The organism is Nonomuraea sp. N2-4H (genome assembly GCF_045291505.1).
Taxonomy (GTDB): Bacteria; Actinomycetota; Actinomycetes; order Streptosporangiales; family Streptosporangiaceae; genus Nonomuraea; species Nonomuraea fastidiosa.
The window spans coordinates 7,047,471-7,064,388 of sequence record NZ_CP147987.1 but is presented as its reverse complement, the minus strand read 5'-3'; the positions used below and the strand labels follow the sequence as shown (position 1 = coordinate 7,064,388).

Annotated in this window: 24 protein-coding genes; 10 read left to right on the top strand and 14 right to left on the bottom strand. The window is 64.4% G+C overall.

The features are described 5' to 3' along the window. Positions 1-99: 99 nt before the first annotated feature. Genes WBK31_RS32350 through WBK31_RS32330 form a run of 5 tightly spaced genes read right to left on the bottom strand, consistent with a single transcriptional unit; the run spans position 100 to position 2,521 of the window. The gene (locus WBK31_RS32350; protein ID WP_393199949.1) at positions 100-264 is read right to left on the bottom strand and encodes a hypothetical protein; all 165 of its coding nucleotides are present in this window, start codon (positions 262-264) and stop codon (positions 100-102) included. Positions 265-278: 14 nt separating this feature from the next. After that, entirely contained in the window at positions 279-860 is a 582-nt protein-coding gene (locus WBK31_RS32345) for a DUF2637 domain-containing protein (RefSeq protein ID WP_406673632.1), read from the bottom strand. Between the two features lie 20 nt (positions 861-880). Next, the gene (locus WBK31_RS32340; RefSeq protein WP_406673631.1) at positions 881-1,336 is read right to left on the bottom strand and encodes a hypothetical protein; all 456 of its coding nucleotides are present in this window, start codon (positions 1,334-1,336) and stop codon (positions 881-883) included. Beyond that, complete coding sequence (locus tag WBK31_RS32335; RefSeq protein WP_406673630.1) at positions 1,309-2,199, bottom strand: FtsK/SpoIIIE domain-containing protein; 891 nt, start codon at positions 2,197-2,199, stop codon at positions 1,309-1,311. The genes WBK31_RS32340 and WBK31_RS32335 overlap by 28 nt, the downstream gene beginning before the upstream one ends. Continuing rightward, positions 2,192-2,521 carry a hypothetical protein gene (locus tag WBK31_RS32330; protein WP_406673629.1) on the bottom strand — a complete coding sequence of 110 codons (330 nt, stop codon included), beginning with the start codon at positions 2,519-2,521 and terminating at the stop codon, positions 2,192-2,194. The genes WBK31_RS32335 and WBK31_RS32330 overlap by 8 nt, the downstream gene beginning before the upstream one ends. A gap of 105 nt (positions 2,522-2,626) precedes the next feature. On the opposite strand from WBK31_RS32330, the gene WBK31_RS32325 reads away from it, so the two are divergent. After that, positions 2,627-2,980 carry a GntR family transcriptional regulator gene (locus tag WBK31_RS32325; RefSeq protein ID WP_393199941.1) on the top strand — a complete coding sequence of 118 codons (354 nt, stop codon included), beginning with the start codon at positions 2,627-2,629 and terminating at the stop codon, positions 2,978-2,980. On the opposite strand, the gene WBK31_RS32320 is transcribed toward WBK31_RS32325, so the two are convergent. Both WBK31_RS32320 and WBK31_RS32315 read right to left on the bottom strand, forming a co-directional pair. Continuing rightward, positions 2,940-3,131: a hypothetical protein gene (locus WBK31_RS32320; protein WP_393199939.1), complete on the bottom strand. Its 192-nt coding sequence runs from the start codon at positions 3,129-3,131 to the stop codon at positions 2,940-2,942. The two genes, WBK31_RS32325 and WBK31_RS32320, sit on opposite strands and share 41 nt — an antisense overlap. Then, positions 3,128-3,334: a hypothetical protein gene (locus tag WBK31_RS32315; RefSeq protein WP_393199937.1), complete on the bottom strand. Its 207-nt coding sequence runs from the start codon at positions 3,332-3,334 to the stop codon at positions 3,128-3,130. The genes WBK31_RS32320 and WBK31_RS32315 overlap by 4 nt, the downstream gene beginning before the upstream one ends. 152 nt (positions 3,335-3,486) lie before the next feature. On the opposite strand from WBK31_RS32315, the gene WBK31_RS32310 reads away from it, so the two are divergent. Then, positions 3,487-4,227: an XRE family transcriptional regulator gene (locus tag WBK31_RS32310; RefSeq protein WP_406673628.1), complete on the top strand. Its 741-nt coding sequence runs from the start codon at positions 3,487-3,489 to the stop codon at positions 4,225-4,227. A gap of 3 nt (positions 4,228-4,230) precedes the next feature. After that, complete coding sequence (locus WBK31_RS32305) at positions 4,231-4,707, top strand: NUDIX hydrolase (protein WP_406673627.1); 477 nt, start codon at positions 4,231-4,233, stop codon at positions 4,705-4,707. On the opposite strand, the gene WBK31_RS32300 is transcribed toward WBK31_RS32305, so the two are convergent. From WBK31_RS32300 to WBK31_RS32290, 3 genes are read right to left on the bottom strand one after another with little or no spacing between them, the layout of a single operon-like run. Further along, positions 4,675-5,241 carry an HD domain-containing protein gene (locus tag WBK31_RS32300; protein ID WP_406673626.1) on the bottom strand — a complete coding sequence of 189 codons (567 nt, stop codon included), beginning with the start codon at positions 5,239-5,241 and terminating at the stop codon, positions 4,675-4,677. The genes WBK31_RS32305 and WBK31_RS32300 overlap by 33 nt on opposite strands. Positions 5,242-5,287: 46 nt before the next feature. After that, the gene (locus WBK31_RS32295) at positions 5,288-5,767 is read right to left on the bottom strand and encodes a GntR family transcriptional regulator (protein WP_406673625.1); all 480 of its coding nucleotides are present in this window, start codon (positions 5,765-5,767) and stop codon (positions 5,288-5,290) included. 4 nt (positions 5,768-5,771) lie between these two features. Next, entirely contained in the window at positions 5,772-6,125 is a 354-nt protein-coding gene (locus tag WBK31_RS32290; protein WP_406673624.1) for a hypothetical protein, read from the bottom strand. A 149-nt stretch (positions 6,126-6,274) separates the two neighbouring features. Between WBK31_RS32290 and WBK31_RS32285 the strand changes: the two genes are divergently transcribed. The 5 genes from WBK31_RS32285 (at position 6,275) to WBK31_RS32265 (ending at position 13,277) form a co-directional block, all read left to right on the top strand. Further along, positions 6,275-7,003 carry an XRE family transcriptional regulator gene (locus WBK31_RS32285; protein ID WP_406673623.1) on the top strand — a complete coding sequence of 243 codons (729 nt, stop codon included), beginning with the start codon at positions 6,275-6,277 and terminating at the stop codon, positions 7,001-7,003. 528 nt (positions 7,004-7,531) lie between these two features. After that, positions 7,532-8,758 carry a dsDNA nuclease domain-containing protein gene (locus WBK31_RS32280; protein ID WP_406673622.1) on the top strand — a complete coding sequence of 409 codons (1,227 nt, stop codon included), beginning with the start codon at positions 7,532-7,534 and terminating at the stop codon, positions 8,756-8,758. Positions 8,759-9,132: 374 nt separating this feature from the next. Beyond that, the gene (locus WBK31_RS32275; RefSeq protein WP_406673621.1) at positions 9,133-9,357 is read left to right on the top strand and encodes a hypothetical protein; all 225 of its coding nucleotides are present in this window, start codon (positions 9,133-9,135) and stop codon (positions 9,355-9,357) included. A 491-nt stretch (positions 9,358-9,848) separates the two neighbouring features. Further along, entirely contained in the window at positions 9,849-11,312 is a 1,464-nt protein-coding gene (locus WBK31_RS32270; RefSeq protein ID WP_406673620.1) for a hypothetical protein, read from the top strand. Positions 11,313-12,140: 828 nt separating this feature from the next. After that, on the top strand, positions 12,141-13,277 hold the full coding sequence (locus WBK31_RS32265; protein WP_364070935.1) for an IS701 family transposase: 1,137 nt from the start codon (positions 12,141-12,143) through the stop codon (positions 13,275-13,277). Between the two features lie 263 nt (positions 13,278-13,540). On the opposite strand, the gene WBK31_RS32260 is transcribed toward WBK31_RS32265, so the two are convergent. From WBK31_RS32260 to WBK31_RS32250, 3 genes are all read right to left on the bottom strand, one after another. Then, complete coding sequence (locus WBK31_RS32260; protein ID WP_378789621.1) at positions 13,541-13,687, bottom strand: hypothetical protein; 147 nt, start codon at positions 13,685-13,687, stop codon at positions 13,541-13,543. Positions 13,688-13,859: 172 nt separating this feature from the next. After that, positions 13,860-14,036: a hypothetical protein gene (locus tag WBK31_RS32255; RefSeq protein WP_378789623.1), complete on the bottom strand. Its 177-nt coding sequence runs from the start codon at positions 14,034-14,036 to the stop codon at positions 13,860-13,862. A gap of 126 nt (positions 14,037-14,162) precedes the next feature. Further along, a complete protein-coding gene (locus WBK31_RS32250) occupies positions 14,163-14,603 on the bottom strand; it encodes a MarR family winged helix-turn-helix transcriptional regulator (protein ID WP_378789625.1) in 441 nt (146 codons plus the stop codon). Positions 14,604-14,664: 61 nt separating this feature from the next. On the opposite strand from WBK31_RS32250, the gene WBK31_RS32245 reads away from it, so the two are divergent. Beyond that, positions 14,665-15,195, top strand: a complete 531-nt coding sequence (locus tag WBK31_RS32245; protein ID WP_364294226.1) for a hypothetical protein — start codon at positions 14,665-14,667, stop codon at positions 15,193-15,195. A gap of 74 nt (positions 15,196-15,269) precedes the next feature. Continuing rightward, positions 15,270-15,587 (top strand): hypothetical protein, encoded by a 318-nt coding sequence (locus WBK31_RS32240; RefSeq protein ID WP_378789627.1) that lies wholly within the window; start codon positions 15,270-15,272, stop codon positions 15,585-15,587. A gap of 10 nt (positions 15,588-15,597) precedes the next feature. On the opposite strand, the gene WBK31_RS32235 is transcribed toward WBK31_RS32240, so the two are convergent. After that, positions 15,598-16,881: an IS701 family transposase gene (locus tag WBK31_RS32235; RefSeq protein ID WP_364070937.1), complete on the bottom strand. Its 1,284-nt coding sequence runs from the start codon at positions 16,879-16,881 to the stop codon at positions 15,598-15,600. Positions 16,882-16,918: the final 37 nt, after the last annotated feature.

Here is a 16,918-nt window from a genome sequence, read left to right as displayed (position 1 = left end):
TGTCGATGCCGGTGCCGTCGCAGTCACGGCAGCGGGCGTCGTCGGCGTCGATGCCGGTGCCGTTGCAGGTGCAGCAGCGGTAGTGGATCACCTGCTCGGTCATGTCGGCGGCTTCCTGGCGGTGGTGGTGAGGTAGACGCGCCAGTGGTGCGGGCGGGCGCGGTCGGGGTAGGCGCGGGAGACGCCGATGACGGTGAAGTGCAGGCGCAGGCGGAACAGGGCGTCCACGATCTCGGCTCGGGTGCCGTCTATGCGGATGCGCATGGCGGGCTCTCCTTTCAGGTGGTGCGCAGGGTGCGCATCAGGTCGGTGGCGAGTTGGTGCGAGACGCCCAGGTGGGTGCGGAGGGCGTCGCTGGTGATGGGTTTGCCGTGCTTAGCCTGGTGGTCGTCGGCGATGCGACGGGCGTAGGCGACGAGGGCGGGTGCCAGGGCCGGCTCGCTCTCCGGTTCTTGCGCCACTGGATCCGGGGGCGGTGGGTTCGCCGCGCGGCGTTCCAGCATCGAGATGGCGGTGATGAAGGCGGCGGGTGGGGTGGCGGCGGTGATCCAGCCCCACACCGTCGGGTCGGCTTGGGCGAGGTTGGCGGCCAGGGACAGGGCGATGCCGCCGGTCAGGACGAGGACGGGCCAGGAGACCCGGCCGCGCCGGGGCCGGCCGAGCTTGCGGTCGCGCTGGCGTTCGCGGGCGGCCATGACGCAGGTGAGGTCGATGCAGACGGCGACGGCCCAGGACATCCAGCCGGTCTGGCCGTGCTGGCTGGCGGTGTCGCGGATGTGGGTGAACGATCCGGCACCCGCGATGACGGCCAGGACGATGACCGGGCCGGTGTCGAGCAGCCGGCTGGCGCAGCGTCGCATCGTTCCTCCCTTCCTTGGGTTCAGGCGGTGACGGGCTGAGGCAGGTGGGTGGTGATCTCGTCCCAGGACGGGGTGAGGTGGGCGTGGGTGCGGGCGGCGCGTTCCGCTGCTTGCTCGGTGACGTAGAAGGAGCGGGCGCGGTACCACTGGCCGTCCTGGCCGGCGACGATGGCGACCCCCGGCGTCTCGGCCGGGATGGAGCGGGCGGAGACGAGGGCGGCGGGGTCGAGGTCGCCGAGGGTCATGGTGGCGGTCTCGGGGTCGTTGACGCGGTGGCAGATGCGGCCCGAGCACTGGGCGCGCAGGGCGGTGACGCCGGGGCCGAGGTCGGAGCCGATGCGCTGGCCGCAGCAGAACAGGTAGATGCCGAACGCGCGGCCGAGGTGGGCGACGCGGAGCAGGGCCGTGGAGACCTTGGCTATCTCGTCTTTCTCGGACTTGTCGGCCATCAGGTACAGCTCGGCCAGCTCGTCCACCAGGACGACGACCGGGACGGGGCGGAGGGCGGGCGGGAGCTGCCAGATGTTGCGGCGCCGGCCTGGCGGCACAGGCCCATGCGGTCGATCATGAGGCCGACGAGGTCGGTCAGCAGGCCGACCGATTCGGCGCGTGAGGTGGCCAGGGCCGACAGGCGGGGTGCGTACGGTGTGAACTCCACTCCGCCCTTGAGGTCGAAGCCGACCAGCGCGACGGGCTGGGGCGCGAGGCCGACGATCAGGGCGTTGGCGAGGTTGCTCTTGCCGGACTGGGTCGCCCCCGCGTTGATCCAGTGCGGCACCGTACGGAAGTCGATGATCCACGGCTTGCCGGTCTCCAGCCGTCCCACGACCACCTTGAGCAGGTCGGGCGAGGGCGGCAGGTCGTCCACCTTGACCAGCGGGTCGCGCATGGTGGCCATGAGGACGACGCGGCCGGGCCGGGGCGACGAGACGCGGACGGCGTGCACACCCCAGGAGTGGGCGAGGCGTTCGGCGGCGTCGGCGTAGTCGCCGGGCGTCTGGCCTTCCAGGGTGTGCAGGGTGACGCGCCAGCCGTGCCGGGTCGGCAGCGGCAGCCACATGAACGGCTTGGTGTCCACGGCGACGCGTTGCCACCTGCGCCGTACGCGGACGATCCCGGTGGAGGCGATCGCGCCCGGCACGGTCGTGAACCACCACCGCTGCCGCTTCTTCGTCAGCCCGCAGCCCAGCGCCACCCGTCGCCACGAGGCCCGTACCGACAGCGCGACCAGCGGAAAGCCACAGACCAGCCAGAAGGACTGGCGGTGGTAGCGGCGCCACGCCCACAGCCCGGCCGCCACGGCGGCCAGGACTGCGAGCGTTTCCAGGGCATCACGCATCGACGGTCTCCCGGATCGGGAGCAGGGCGTTGGCGCGGTACGCGATGCCCCACCGGCCGGCGACCTCCCAGACGTAGCCGAGCAGGCCGATGGCGTTGACCCGGTCGCCGACGCTGATGGGCGGTTCGCCGGTGATGCCGATCTTGACGAGTTCGATGCGGCCGAACTCGTCCTCCACCGAGACGGTGACCTCGTAGACGGTGTTGCCGTGCTTGTCGGTCTTGATCTCGCCGGTGTCCTTGTTGAGCACGCGCGGGCGCGGGGCCTTGACGCAGGTGATGGCGAGCTTGCTGACATCGACAGGAATCGGGACGGAACGCATGTGACCTCCTCGTTCATCGTGAGCAACATAGTTAACCTAGTTGGCTCAGTTGTCAATGTTCCCTCGGTTGGCCAGGTCGAACATTCGTGGTGAGATAGATGGGCGATGGTCAGACACACCGGGCAGCCCGCCTACCTCCAGATCGCCGACGACCTGCGCGCGCAGATCCGCGGCGGGTCTCTGCCGCCCGGCGCTCCGCTGCCGTCCACGGCGAAGCTCGCCGAGCAGTACGGGGCGTCCCTGTCGGTGGTGAAGCTCGCGGTGGGCGTGCTGCGCACCGAGGGCCTGGTGATCGGGCAGCAGGGCAAGGGCGTGTTCGTCCGCGACGCCGAGTCGGCTCCCCGGGACGAGCTGGCCGAGCTGCGCGCCACCGTCGAGGACCTGTCGCGGCGACTGGCGAAAGTCGAGGAGCAGTTGGCTACGTCCACGACACGCCGTTCCGGACGTAGCAGCCGGTGACCTTGCGCGCCAGCGACGCCGAGGCCCCGGCCGGCGCCTGACGCAGGCTGAGCCGCTTGTCCTCGCGGCGGATGCCGACCAGGACCGTGACGTACCCGGCCAGCAGCGCGACCCCCAGCAATCCGGCGATGATCAGCGGAAGCGCGGTCATGCCCACACCACCCCCGCCTGCGCCGGGCCGCGCGGCGGACGGCGGGTCTCCGAACGGCGGTTGCGGCGGCGGTTCCTGGCCCGCTCCTTACGCGCCCAGCGGGCCCGAGCCAGGCACTTGCGGCAGCGGTTCTGTCCTCGGGTGAGGGCGTTGCCGCACTCGCAGGCGGGCGTCTCGCCGGGAACGGTGATCTCGATGTGCATTGATGCATCCCCTCCTTCGGTCGGTGCCGTTGTGGCGTTGCGCAACCGAGGATGCGACGCAGAGTCAGGACGAGATCACTACACGACGGGACATGTTCAAGACGTCCGGCCTACGATGGCCAGGTCCCCGGACGTCCTGTGGAGCAGGTGAGATGGCGAACGAACGGCTACGCGCGGCGCTGTTGCAGAAGGGCGTGAGCGTCGCGGAGCTGGCCGAGGCGATCCAGGTCGACCCCAAGACCGTGGAGCGGTGGATCACCAAGGGGCGCGAGCCGTACCGTAAGCACCGGTTTGCCACGGCTTCGTACCTGGGGGTGGACGAGACGTACCTGTGGCCGCAGGCCCTCTCCCGTGAGCAGGTCGTGGCCGCGTCCGAGAGCGAGGTCGTGGCGATCTATCCGCACCGGTGGGCGGTGCCGAGGGACGCCTGGGGACATCTGTTCTCCGGCGCGTCCGAGGAGATCGGCGTGCTCGTCTACAGCGGGCTCTTCCTTGCTGACGACGCCGCCATGGTGCGGCTGCTCGGTGAGAAGGCACGGGCCGGCGTACGGGTGCGCATCCTGCTCGGTGACCCCGACTGCGCTGAGGTTGCCCGGCGGGGAGCCGACGAAGGTGTCGGGGATGGGCTGGCGGCGCAGATCCGTACCGCGCTCGTGCTGTACCGGCCGCTCTTCGGGGTGGAGAACTTCGAGCTGCGGCTGCACCGGACGATCCTCTACAACTCGATCTACCGCGCCGACGACGATCTCCTGATCAACATGCATGTCTACGGCAACCGGGCCGCCAACGCTCCCGTCCTCCATCTCCGCAGGGTGGCCGGTGGGGAGATGGTCACGACGTACGCTGAGAGCTTCGAGCGAGTCTGGGACGGGGCCGTCCCCGTGGAGGCGTGATCTGTGGGCAAGCGCATCGACTACTACGACGATCCCGCCGCGCCTGAGCCCAACAGTCTGGTGCCGTCCGTGAACGTCATCGTGACGAACGCGGTCGGCGATCTGCTGATGATCCACCGTACGGACAACGACAACTGGGCAGTGCCGGGCGGGGCGATCGATCTGGGCGAGTCGATCCCGGCGGCGGCCGTTCGCGAGACGCTGGAGGAGACCGGGATCACGTGCGAGATCACCGGTCTGGTCGGTACCTACAGCGACCCGCGCCACGTGATCCTCTACACCTCCAACGGCGAGGCCCGTCAGGAGTTCTCCCTCGTCCTGACCGGCCGTCCCGTGGAAGGTGAGCCGACGCCGAGCGACGAGTCTCGCGAAGTCCGCTGGGTACCCAGGGACAAGGTCCTGTCCCTGCCCATGGATCGGTCGATGCGGATGCGGATCGAGCACTACCTATCCGGCGTCGGCCTTCCCTACATCGGCTAGCGCCGCCTCCACCGACCGCACCGACGACACGATGCACGGGGTCGCGTCGGTGATCGACCGGCTGACCACGTGCTCGGGACCGTACCGGGAATGGATCTCGGCCAGCCGGTCCAGGACGTCCAGGTGCCGGCCATCCGGCCCGGTGGTCATGTCGCAGTACGTCAGCGCCCGCGCCAGGTCCGCCCGTTCCTGATCGAACTCCTTGACCAGCACGTCGAGCAGGTCCCGCTGCCGCGCCTCGTTGTCCGCGCACGAGTGGTACGCCACCAGGCGGCACAGCCGCTCGTCCGCCTTGGCCACGTCCCGCAGGTAGCGGGCGCCGTCGAGCTGGTGCATGCCGGTGTTGACGAGGTCGGGGGCGTACCCGATGTCATGCAGCAGGCAGGCGGCGATCAGGAGGTCGCTGTCCGCGCCGAGGATCGAGGCCAGGCGCTCGCCCTGCTCGGCGACACCCTGCGTGTGCGCCCACCGCCGGGGCAGCGTCGTCTCCAGCAGGTCCTTGGCCAGGCCGTATGCCCATTCGGTATGTCCCACGCGGTTCACGATAGGCGCGAACTACGCCCCGAATCGCCGGGGAAGGCTAGACGTCCTGGGACGTCTTCCGCTCCCATATCCGGACGAACCGCCCGCGCCCATGCTCCGCCACGATCAGCCCTTCCCGCTCCAGCACGGTGAGGGCCTGCCGAACGGTGTTCCGCGACGCTTCGAACCGCCGCCTCAGCTCAGCCTCACTCGGCAGCAGATCACCCGGAGAGAGGTGCCCTTGCTCGATCTGCCGCCTCAACCACGCCGCGATCGTTTGATACCGGTACGAGGCCGCCGTACCGTGGCCGGCCACCATGCGCCCCTTGGACGGCACGGTGACCAGCAATCCTTCCTCCTCCAAAATGGCCAGCCCACGCCGCACGGTGTTGCGCGCGACTCCGAAGCGCCGGCACAGCTCGCCCTCCGAGGGCAGCGCCTGACCAGGGGCGAACTCACCCGACCGGATCCACTCCCGTACCCGATCCGCGATCTGGACGTAGACCCGCCCCCCGGTCAGCCACTCCCGTTCGGCCATCTGCTCAGCCGCGGTAAGCATCGAGCAGCTTGTCCAGGTTGATCCGCAGGTCGCCCTGCTCACCGTCCGCCCACCCGGCGCGGGCGGCCTCCTCGATCCGATCCACCGCGCGGGCCATGTCCAGGAACGAGACTCGCTCATCCTGCTGCTCACCCCAGTAGAACCAGCAGAACGGCAGATGGACGAACACCCGCCGCATCCGGCCCCGGCTGTCGGTCACGTCCAGCGCCGGCCGCCCATCCTGAGCGACCACGAACACGTGCGTAACGCCGCGCTCCCCGAGCTGCTCGCCCAGCGCGAGAAGCAACCGCTCGGCGTATGCCCGCTGCTGCGCCTTGATGCTCTGGCTCTGCTGCACCTTCGCCCTCCCTCGATGTCCGGTGTGGGTTGGTGCGTCGAGCTTGGCTCCGCAACCTGGGGCGAGAACACCGCAACTAGGGGACGTCTAGGGACGTCTGGTGTTACCTTCGCAGGACAGGGTCGTTCTGCGAGAGGAGCAGGCCGGTCATGAACAACAATCTCCGCTACGCACTGGCCGCAGCCCGCCTCAACGCCGCCGACGTAGCCGCCGCCCTGTCCGTAGACCCGAAAACCGTCAGCAGATGGCTCAACGGCCGCACCCCCTACCCCCGTCACCGCTGGGCCGTAGCCGACCTCCTCAAGGTGGACGAGGCAGACCTATGGCCGGAAGCCGCCCCCAAACGCCAGCCGGTGGCCACCGGCATCTTGACGATCTACCCCCACCGATGGGCCATCCCCCAGACGACCTGGCGCACCCACTTCACCAGCGCCATCGAAGAGATCGACATCCTCGCCTACAGCGCCTTGTTCCTCGCCGAGGACGCCGCCATCCACCGCATCCTCACCGACCGGGCAAAGGCCGGCGTCCGAGTCCGCCTCCTCCTAGGCGACCCCGACAGCCCGCAAGTCGCCGCAAGAGGAGAAGACGAAGGCATCGGCGCCGACGTCATGGCCGCCCGCATCAAGAACGCCCTGACCCTCTACCGCCCCCTGCAAGACGTAGACGGAATCGAACTCCGCCTCCACCGCACAGTCCTCTACAACTCCCTGTACCGCGCAGACAAACAACTCCTGATCAACACCCACGCCTACGGCACCCCAGCCGCCAACGCCCCCGTCATGCACATGACCGACGAAGACAACGAGGGCCCGGCCACCACCTACCTGACCAGCTTCACCCGCATCTGGACCACCGCCCAGCCGTACAAGCAGTAATTCAGACACAACTACGGTCGGGCCAGAAAGCAACTTATCTCCACGTCATCAAGGGCAGCCCGCCTGCGGCGGCCTGCCGCGCGCTGGGCGGTCGCTGGCCGCGCTGCGGCTCTCCGGCCGGTCGCGGCCGGCGTCGCCCACGCGCCATCAGCACTGCAGCCGACGTCTAGAACAGCGCATCTACAAGTACCGATCCGACATCCGTCGAGGTCAGCACCGGCTGCTGCAAGAGCCGCAGTCGCTCGCTAACGCTGGTGAGGTGAGCACATTGGCGATCCAGCGGTAGCACTGCGCTAGAACGCACGCGACGCCTACAGTTACGAGCTTGCCTAGCACCCATACGAGTGGAACGCTCCGGGAGCATCGGCATGACCTGTAACGAAGTGTCCCGCAAGGGAGAACTATCCGTGAGGGCAGGGTCAACTACGCCGTGAGTTGGGACGATACGGGAGTCAGCGCTCGACATATCGCCTGGAAGCTCCTGTGGGAGTTACCGCAGCAAAACCCATGGGTCGAGAGATTGAGGTGATGGTGGAGTCTCCCCAGCCAGATTTGCTCAGCATGTTGGCGCAGATGGAAAGCGAAAAGGCGGGGCTGGATACCTTTAAACGCTACGTATGGCAGGCTAAGCAAGCGCTTCGCCAATGGTTGACGTGCCTATCGGACGCGAATGGATTGAAATATCTAATATGTGAGCATATAGAAGATATCACCATGGTTTACTCTAGCCATGTCCGGTATCTGCAGCTAAAAACCCGAGATCGCGGTTCGTGGAGCGCATCATCAATGTGCGACAAGGGGATTGATGCACTCATACGCTCCTATAAGGAGGCGCGTTCGGCAGGGCTGCATGAAAGCGCAACGTTTGAGCTGTGGATGGAAGGGCCAATCTCGGACGCCTCCGAAACGGTAGCATTCGTTGCGGATCCATCATCGGCCACTCGCTCTATTCGAGGGAAAATTGTCAGCCTTGGCCTAGACCGTTACTGTGTCGATGACTTTCTTTCCCGCTTACTCATTTACCCAGACCAGCCGACTAGGGCTCATATTGATGCCAAAGTATTGTGGGAGTTAGGCGCGCTTTGGCCTGCGATGTCGCAACAGGAGCTTCGCCATCTCTATCAGCAGCTGCTAGACACAGTAAGCGCGGCACAAGAGGGTGCGGAAGCCCCAGCATCAGCTCAAGCAAATCTTGCTATCGCCGCCTTCTTCGCTAGTAGTGGAGGAGCGACAACGGACAGCTTGGATGGCGATGAGTTTGAGCCGATCCGTGATCAAATACTCAGTCATAGCAAGCTAATTGCTCTCACTCCTCCGATGCCGGGAGAGTCCGCTGAACAACTACTAAACCGAATAGCCAACGGTTCGAGCGCCACATTGCTTGAGCTGAAAATGACGGCTGCAGGCGCTAGAGAAAAGACTATTCTGAACGCGAAAGAAATGCGGGCAGATATGGAACTAGAACGGCAACTCCTGCTGGCAAGCAGAGATAATGCTGAGGCAGATCTCACGGACCTGGGTAGACGAGTTCTGACACTAGCTGAAGCCACCGCTCTAAGGCTCTCCCTACTGTCTGCCACCAATCCTGGTGCGGCAGCCCACCCTGCGGAGGCCATTGCCGCAGATCTTCTAAGCAGGCCTACAGATCTGGGACAATGCGATCGCAAGCAAGTTTTCGGCGGAGACCCATATTTGATTTATGGCTACCTCGGTCATCTATCTGATCTCTGTAAATTTCCGTGGCGAGCAGCATGAACCGCACAACTAACGACAAACGAGGAGCCGCCGGCCCGCCTACCGCCGACCCCACAACAGTTTCACGTAATAGATTCCGCCCTTCTCGAGAAGCTGAAGCACGATTACTGTTGCTTATTGATGCCTTCAGTCACAAGCGTGGGGCAGGAAAGCGATATCTAGAGGGTCGAGTTAAGCTAGCAAAACTTGACTTCCTTGTTCGTTACCCTCGCTATCTACGCCGGGTCCTTCTCTCACACGGCGCTAAAGCCGCCGATGTTGCTACTATTAACCCGGACGAAGCGCCACTCGATGCAAGAATGATGAGATATCGATATGGGCCATGGGACCCTTCGTATTATGCTTTGCTAGGTTCTCTCATAGGCAGAGGGCTTGTGGAAGTAGCTCCCCTTGCAGGCACCTCAGGAATGGGCTACCGAACCTCTGACATCGGCGCTGGGCTTGCTGCAGACCTAGGAAAAGATGAAAGCTACGCACAACTGGTCGAGAGGATGCGGCTATTACGCCGTTATTTAGATAAGCCTGGCGCGACTTTGAAAAAGTACTTGTATGAACTTCCCGAAATCGCGGATGCCGCCTGGAACGAGGAGCTTTCATGAGTTCAGTAGAGCCGACACCGCCTCATGACAACAGCACTATTGATCAATCTGCTGAATCTCACAGACTGCGACTCATTGAGGTGGAATTAGTCGGCGGGGCTCGGAGAGTACCATTCCTTCCTGGGCTCAATTTGATTGTGGGAGATATCACTACCGGGAAGACAACCTTTGTAAGGCTCATTCGAGCGCTGCTTGGTACTATGCCGCGCGATTTAGCGCCCGAGGTGGACTATCTGAGCGCTATTCGTGGGAACGTTATGCTTGGCGACCAGGTCTGGCATATCTATCGCCCTAGGACTACAACGCGTGACGCACTAGTAGAAGTCAGTGAGGATTCACCTGAGCCAGGGCGCGAGCCTACCTCGTTGCGTGTGCCTGTTGCGGCACCAAGCCGATCGTATAGCGAATTCCTCCTAAAAAGCCTTACCATCCCAGCAGTTAGTGTCCCACAGGCACGCAACCAACCGACGGGCAACCTTACGCCTGTAACGATGACTGATTGGCTTGGGTATTGCATCATAACAGGCGATGAACTGGATACAGAGGTATTTGGTCACCGTCGTGATTGGCGCAACCTTAAGCGGCGATGGATATTTGAGCTGGCTTACGGCTACTATGATCCTGATCTGGCTCTACTCAACGCGAAGCTGCGAAGCATTGAGCTGCAGCTGAACTCGCTAGAACAAAGTGCTGCCATCAGGGAAAAGTTTCTCGCGGATACTCCATTCTCCGACTTGGATGCTCTTCGCAGTCAACTTACTGCTCGCGAGGAAGCATTGCAGCAGGTAGTGTCACAACGCCATGCTCTTAGTGTAGAGTCGAATGAAATACCAGGGGTACAAGAGCTACGCCAGACTCTACTTGCTTCCCGATCTCGTCGCGCAGACCTTGCAAGCCGTGCCATGCGACTGGAGGGGCAGATTGCCGATCTGAGCGACCTGTACAAGCAGCTAAAAGCTCAATCCGCTCGATTGACGCGCGCTATCGTAGCAGATGAGTGGCTTGTGGATTTTGATTTCATCGTATGTCCACGGTGCGGTAATGATATTGATGCGGGTCGAACTGATCCTCATCTCTGTTATCTATGCATGCAGCCGCCTCGGCCGTCGTCATCACGCGAGCACTTACTGGTAGAGCAGGAGCGTATTGCAAGTCAACTATCAGAAACGACGGATGTAATAGAATCGCGGCGTACAGCGCATGAGAAGTTACTAGCCGAGATATTCAGGCTTGACGAGCTCATTGCTGAGCTTTCGACCGATCTGGATCGGCGCATGCAGGCCTTCGTATCCGACCAAGCGAATAGGATTGAGCACTTTGCAGCAGAGCAAGCTCGCATAGAGGCAGAAAAAGTAAGGCTGCAGGATTATATCCAGCTGTTGATGCGCCATGAAGCGCACGTGCAGGATCGCGACGAACTGGAGAGACAGCGCGATGAGCTAATCTCCGAAATTAGCGGTCGTGAGCTAAGCCAGTCTGATGCCGAGGATAATGTCAACGCCCTCGAGGAAAGAATGACTCGCTACCTCCGCGAGCTCCACATTCCAGATCTCGGCCAGGAACTGTCTGTTACTATCAACCGAAAGACCTATCTCCCTGAAGTGTCAGGACGCACTTTTGAGGAGCTTTCAAGTCAGGGCTTGAAAACTCTTGTCAATATAGCGCATGCTCTTGCGCATCATACAGTGTGTATTGATCGGAGACTCCCAATGCCAGGATTGCTGATCCTGGACGGCATTTCGGCCAATGCTGGCCATGAGGGATTTGACCGGGATCGTGTGCGCGACGTCTACAGGCTCCTTGATCGTGTCGCCCGTGAATACGAAGACACGCTACAAGTTGTCGCCGTGGACAATGAGATTTCTAGGAGCATTTTGGTAACCTACTCAAAACGGATTATCCTTACGCTTAATCAAAACGATCGCTTGATTCGAAATCCCTCTGTAACAACTTAAGCTGTTGTCCGTCAATTTTCATGAGCCTCTGCCGTGGCCTGTTGTCTAAAGTGGGAGTACGTTGAGCTCCTGAAAAACGAGGTGGCTGAGGCCGTGACGATCGCCTACTTCGGTACCCGCCTCACGGGCTGGGGCGATCGCCGGCAAGGCCCTCCTCCGTCGGGCCTTGCCACCGGGTGACCATGGCTGAGGTGACAGCAGCGCTGACAGCAACGTCCCCACACCCGGACGCATACGCGCCACCGTCTACATGCGCCTGACCACGGCCTCCATCAGTTGAGCAGGGTGCTTGCTCCGCCTGAAAAGCGGACGGTCGGGCTGCCGCGCCGCTTCCGGTGCTCGGGCCTGCCGACCCTGCGCTCCGGCTCGGCTTGCCACCGGATATGCGGGTTGCCGTGGTCTGCTGTACAGCAGGGAGTACAGCAACGCCGCGTCACGCACGTGATCGTCCCGTACGGCGTCACACGGTTGAGCAGCGACGCCGGCTCTCGACCACGGCCCTCCGCTTAACTCGTATCTGAGTTCGGGTTCTGGATCATAGGCGGTTCGGTCAGGAGATTTGTTGGTCGATATATTCAGCTTTTCGGTCAGACCGATGCCGGGCGGCGGTGCTGGTAGTTGTGGTTTCGTTTCGTTCGGATACTGGACAGTGGCTGAAGTGTCTAATACTCCAGCCGCACTTCGAGATCTCGATCTGGTCGAGGCTGAGACGTGAGACGGCCACCGCAGTGATCATGTGGGTGTGTGGAATCCAGATGATCGGCGGTGGCCGTGGCAGCCACGGTAGCCGAAATCGACCCGCGTGTATGGGCCGATGCGTTCGATGACCTGTTCGCGCAGGTAGTGGCACCGTTCTTCGGCCGGCGTGAGCCGCGGATCAGAGCGCGTGGTTACCTGCTGGGCCTGCTGAGTTCGCTGGAACGCAAGAACGGCTGGTCCCTGGCCGAGTTCGCCGGAGACGCGACACCCGACGGGATGCAACGACTGCTCAACCACGCCCGCTGGGACGTCGATGCGGTCCGGGATGCACTGCGGGCCCAGGTCGCCGAGCGGCTCGGGTGCCTGGACGGGGTGCTGGTGGTCGACGACACCGGGTTCGAGAAGAAGGGCCGCCGCTCGGCCGGGGTGCAGCGCCAGTACACCGGCACGGCCGGAAAGATCACCAACTGTCAGGTCGGAGTGTTCGCCTCCTACCTGCACCCCGGCCGGCAACGGGTGCTGATCGACCGGGAACTGTATCTGCCCGCTTCCTGGTTCACCGCACCCGAGCGGCGCACCGACGCCGGCATCCCGGAGCAGGTGGAGTTCGCGACCAAACCGGAGCTGGCCTGGAGGATGATCGAGCGGGCCGCCGACGATCCGCTGCTCACCTTCGCCTGGCTCACCGCGGATGAGGGCTACGGCGACAACCCCGTGTTGCGTGAGCGGTGCCGCAGCCGGGGTTTGAGCTACGTGTTCGCTGTCTCCTGTGACCACCCGATCGTGCTGGCCGGCCGGAAGATGCGTGCCGATGAGGTCTTCGCCGCGCTGGAGGAGCAGGCGTGGCAGCGTTACTCCTGCGGCCAGGGTGCCAAGGGCCACCGCTACTACGACTGGGCGTGGATCCCGCTCGGCCCGGCCGAGTGGCTGCTGGCCCGCCGCTCCATCACTGATTCCGGCGAGCTGGCGTTCTACACCTGCTGGGCCACCGGCCCGGTCGCGCTGCCGGAGCTGGTGCGAGTGGCGGGATCGCGGTGGAGCGTGGAGGAATGCTTCCAGGCCACCAAGAACGAGGTCGGCCTGGACCATTACCAGGTCCGCAAGCACCTGGCCTGGTATCGGCACGTCACGTTGGCCATGGTCGCTCACGCTCACCTGGCTTTCCTCGCCGCCGGCCCACCCGGCGCAACGGGCGCTCAGCAGGGCGAGGCTTTCTCGGGCCTGGCCACACAGGGGGCCCTGCCGACAGGGACGATCACAGCTTGAGGGTGCGAACGGTGACGATTCCGGCGAGCTGATCCCGCTTACCGTCAACGAGATCCGGCGTCTGCATGCTCATCTTGCCCAGCCCCGGCACCCTGCCAGTCATCGAATCCGCTGGTCACAGTGGCGACGTCGGCATCAAGCCCGCGCCCGCCGCTGCCATTACCAGCGACAGCGACGAATCATCGATCACTAAATGCGGCTGGAGTACTAGGACAGTTCTAAGCGAATACCGAAGCGAACGCGCCGCGGACTGGGCACTGGGGTCAGTTCGACCAGGTGAATCCGTTGGTGCGCACCGCCCCGCCGCGGGGAACCTCGTCGTCGGCCTGGGCCGGGCTGGCGAACGCGAAACCGGCGACGGTGATAAGCGCGGCGACAAGTAAGGTCTTGACGCTGGTCCTGGAATCCACGGGACACCTCCGGTCAGGAATTCCAGGCCATCGTACATAAACATATTTATCCCGATAAAGACGACGATTTGATTGGTTGGATATCGGACGGCCCACTTCAGCCCCCCGCAGCGAGGGGAACCACTCACCACCCGGGGCCGCGCGCGTTCACCCCGGCCCCGGTCGATCACCTTCAAGCGAGGTGCGAACTCCTCTTCCGTACGAGGTCACGCACGTTGCTCACGCACAGCGCGGCCCCGGCCACCACCAAGAGCAGGAGCCCCGCGAGTTCGAGCCCCGAGGGCCGGATGACGACCAACCCGGCCAGGCCGAGCACCACACAGATCGGCGGGGACGCGAAGACGGCCACCCTCCGCATCATCGAAAGCTCGTCCCACCAGGGCTTCCGCGTCGCAGGAGTCATGGCCTCACTGTTGCAGATCAAGGCTGGCCCGCACATCCCGCGGGACGTGAAGATGACTCGCCCCTCTTGGCCTCAGTTGCCTCCTTCGCCGGGCAGGAGACGGTCGACGAGGGCCTTGAGCGTCTTGGCGTCGTCCGGGCCGAGCCGGTCCAGCATGTGACGCCGGGTGGCCGTTTCCAGGGTCGGCAACGTCGCGTCGATCACGTGTCTGCCTTCCGGGCACAGCGTGACCTCCACCCCGTTCTGGAGTTTGGCGCGGGCCACGTAGCCGCGGTTGACCATCCGTGTCAGCAGGTGCGACAGCCGTGTCCGGTCCCATCCGAGGGCGGCGGCGAGGGCGTTCTGCCGCAGGCTTCCACCGGACTCGTGCAGGGCGACCAGGACACTCAGCTCCGCCTCTGAGACGCCGGAGGCCGCAGTCGTTTCGGCGACGACGTTGGCGCGGACCGTCTCGTAGGCGCGCTTCCACCGCAACCACAGCTCGGTGGCTTCACCGCCGCCAACTGTTGACATATCAACACCTTTTTCTTAGTGTTCGACCTGACCACACAGCTCGACGTACAAGGACTCCCCCATGCTCGATTCTCGGCGGCACTACGCCAGCCTGCGCCTGGTGGCGCTGCTACCCCTCGTTCTGTTCCTCCCTGCCGTGATCGCCTTCTTCACGGACCCGGACGTGGCGTGGGGAGAATACCTGGGCGTCTTCTTCCACCTCTCGATCCTCTTCCTGGTATCGCGCCTGGAAGCGGCACCCTGGGCCAAAGCCGCAGGCTACGGCTGGGTGGCACTCGACGTACTCGCGGGCATCCTGATGATCAACGCGATCGAGTACGACACGGCCTGGGCGGTCCGGTTGGGCGGGCATGTCCTCGCCGGTGTCTGGATCGTGGCCAGTTCCCTGGTCAGCCGTTTCTGGCCGGTGCGTGTAGTCGGCGTCATCACCGGCGTCTGGCTCGGCGGCTACTCCTTCGTCGGCACCCATCTCGCCGAGGAATACCTGCGCCCGGCCGGAATCATGATCCTGATCTGGTTCGCCCTCCTGGCCATCTTCCACCGCGACGACCCGGGGCACCCGGCGGCACCGGCCAGCCCTGCGCCGGCCTGACGCGTCCTCTCCGCGCGATACCGTTTGCTGTCGGCAATGAGGATCATGGGGTCCGCCCACACCGGGAGACTGCGATGAGGCATGCGGAGCGGCTGTGGCACTTGGCCCACGACTACGGCATGGGCCAATCGTTCACGGCGATGTGGGTGCGAGGTCTTGGCATCGAGGAAACCGCTGACCTGCTGGGCGCCGACAGCACTACCGGTAAGAACTGTGCCTGGGCTGACTTACTCAAAGGGGTGGACGTCGGCGGCGGGACAGGCGTCGTCTGGATCGGCCGGCTCAACGACGACTGGCTCCAAGTCCTCCATCTGGGCACCGACGTCCCCGACGCCTTGCCGCAGTTGTCCACCGGTCGCGGCCAGGCCCTGCTCCTGATACGGCAGCCGTAGATTGTTGTGATCATGGTGTTGTCTCGGCGTAGGTATGCCATCGCTGGTGGCAGAGGCGCGCTCGATATTGGTGCCGTCGCCGCCAGATGGACCAGGTCAGACGGTGCTCGGGGTCCCGTCGTGGGTCGGGGATGACGACGCCGCGCAGTTGGCGGAGCAGTTCGGGGATGGCGATGGCGACCAGGCCGAGATGCTCGGCGAGGGGACCGTCAAGTTGACGCTGGTAGGCGGTGGCCACGGCGATGAAGGCGTAGGCGAGCAAGGCCATGGTGCTCCAGCGGTGCCAAGAGCGCCAGCGGATGACCTGTCCGGCGTCCAGGCCGCAGGTCTGCTTGGCAAGTTGATGATCTTCTTCGATGCGCCATCTGGACGTGGCGACGTGAATCAGGCGGGCCAGCGGCACCGGGTGCGGGCTCCAGCAGCGGTAGAACGACATCTGGCCGGTGTAGCGGTGGCGGCGGATCAGCAGGGCGGCGTGTCCGGGGTCGTGCTCGTCGGGGGTGTCGTCGGGTCGGATGGCCAGCATCGCCCAGTCGTAGTGGCGGGTGCCTTTGGTGCCGCTGCCGGTGCGCAGCCGCATCCATGCGCCGGCGGGGATGAGCGTGGCGGCGTCTTTGGCGGCGAGGGTGCGTCCAGCGTGGGTGATGATCGTGGTGCTGGAGCGGACCGCCAGCACGTAGCCCAGGAGCAGGGTGCGGATCAGGGTGCGTAGCTCACGGCCGCCGTATACCTCGTCCCCGGTGACGAAGGCGGCGCGTATGCCGGTCGCGTGCGCGCGTTGGAGCAGGTCGCCGGCGAGCTGGGGTTTGGTGGCGAACATGGTCTGTTCGGGGATGTGGGCCAGCTCGCGGTGTTCGTCGTCGGCTGCGCGGCTTGCGGGCAGGTAGAGGGCGCGGTCGAGGATGGTGTGCCCGCGTGGGGTGGCGTACGCCAGGTGGACTGCGACCTGGCATAACGCGACACCGCCGAGGGTGCCGCTGTATTGGCGGGCGGCTGCGGCGGCGTCGGTGGAGGACTTGGCGTCGGCGGTCTCGTCGATGATCAGTACGGCGTGGTCGGGGTCGCCGTCGTCCAGGTGCTCGATCGCCCATCGGGCGGCTTGGGCGGTGACCTGCTGCTCGTCCCAGGAGGCGCGGGCCAGGAAGTGCTGGAGTCGGTCTGGGGTGGGGTGTCCGGCCGCCTCGGCCAGGGTCCAGCAGTTCTTGTCCTCCAGTTCCATCAGCAGCCCCGCCAGCATCTGTGCGCAGGTGGCGCGGCTTTCACGGCGGGGGAAGCAGGGCGCTATCCGGGCCATGAGTTCCTGGTGTAGAGCGGCGTGCTCGGTATGCGCT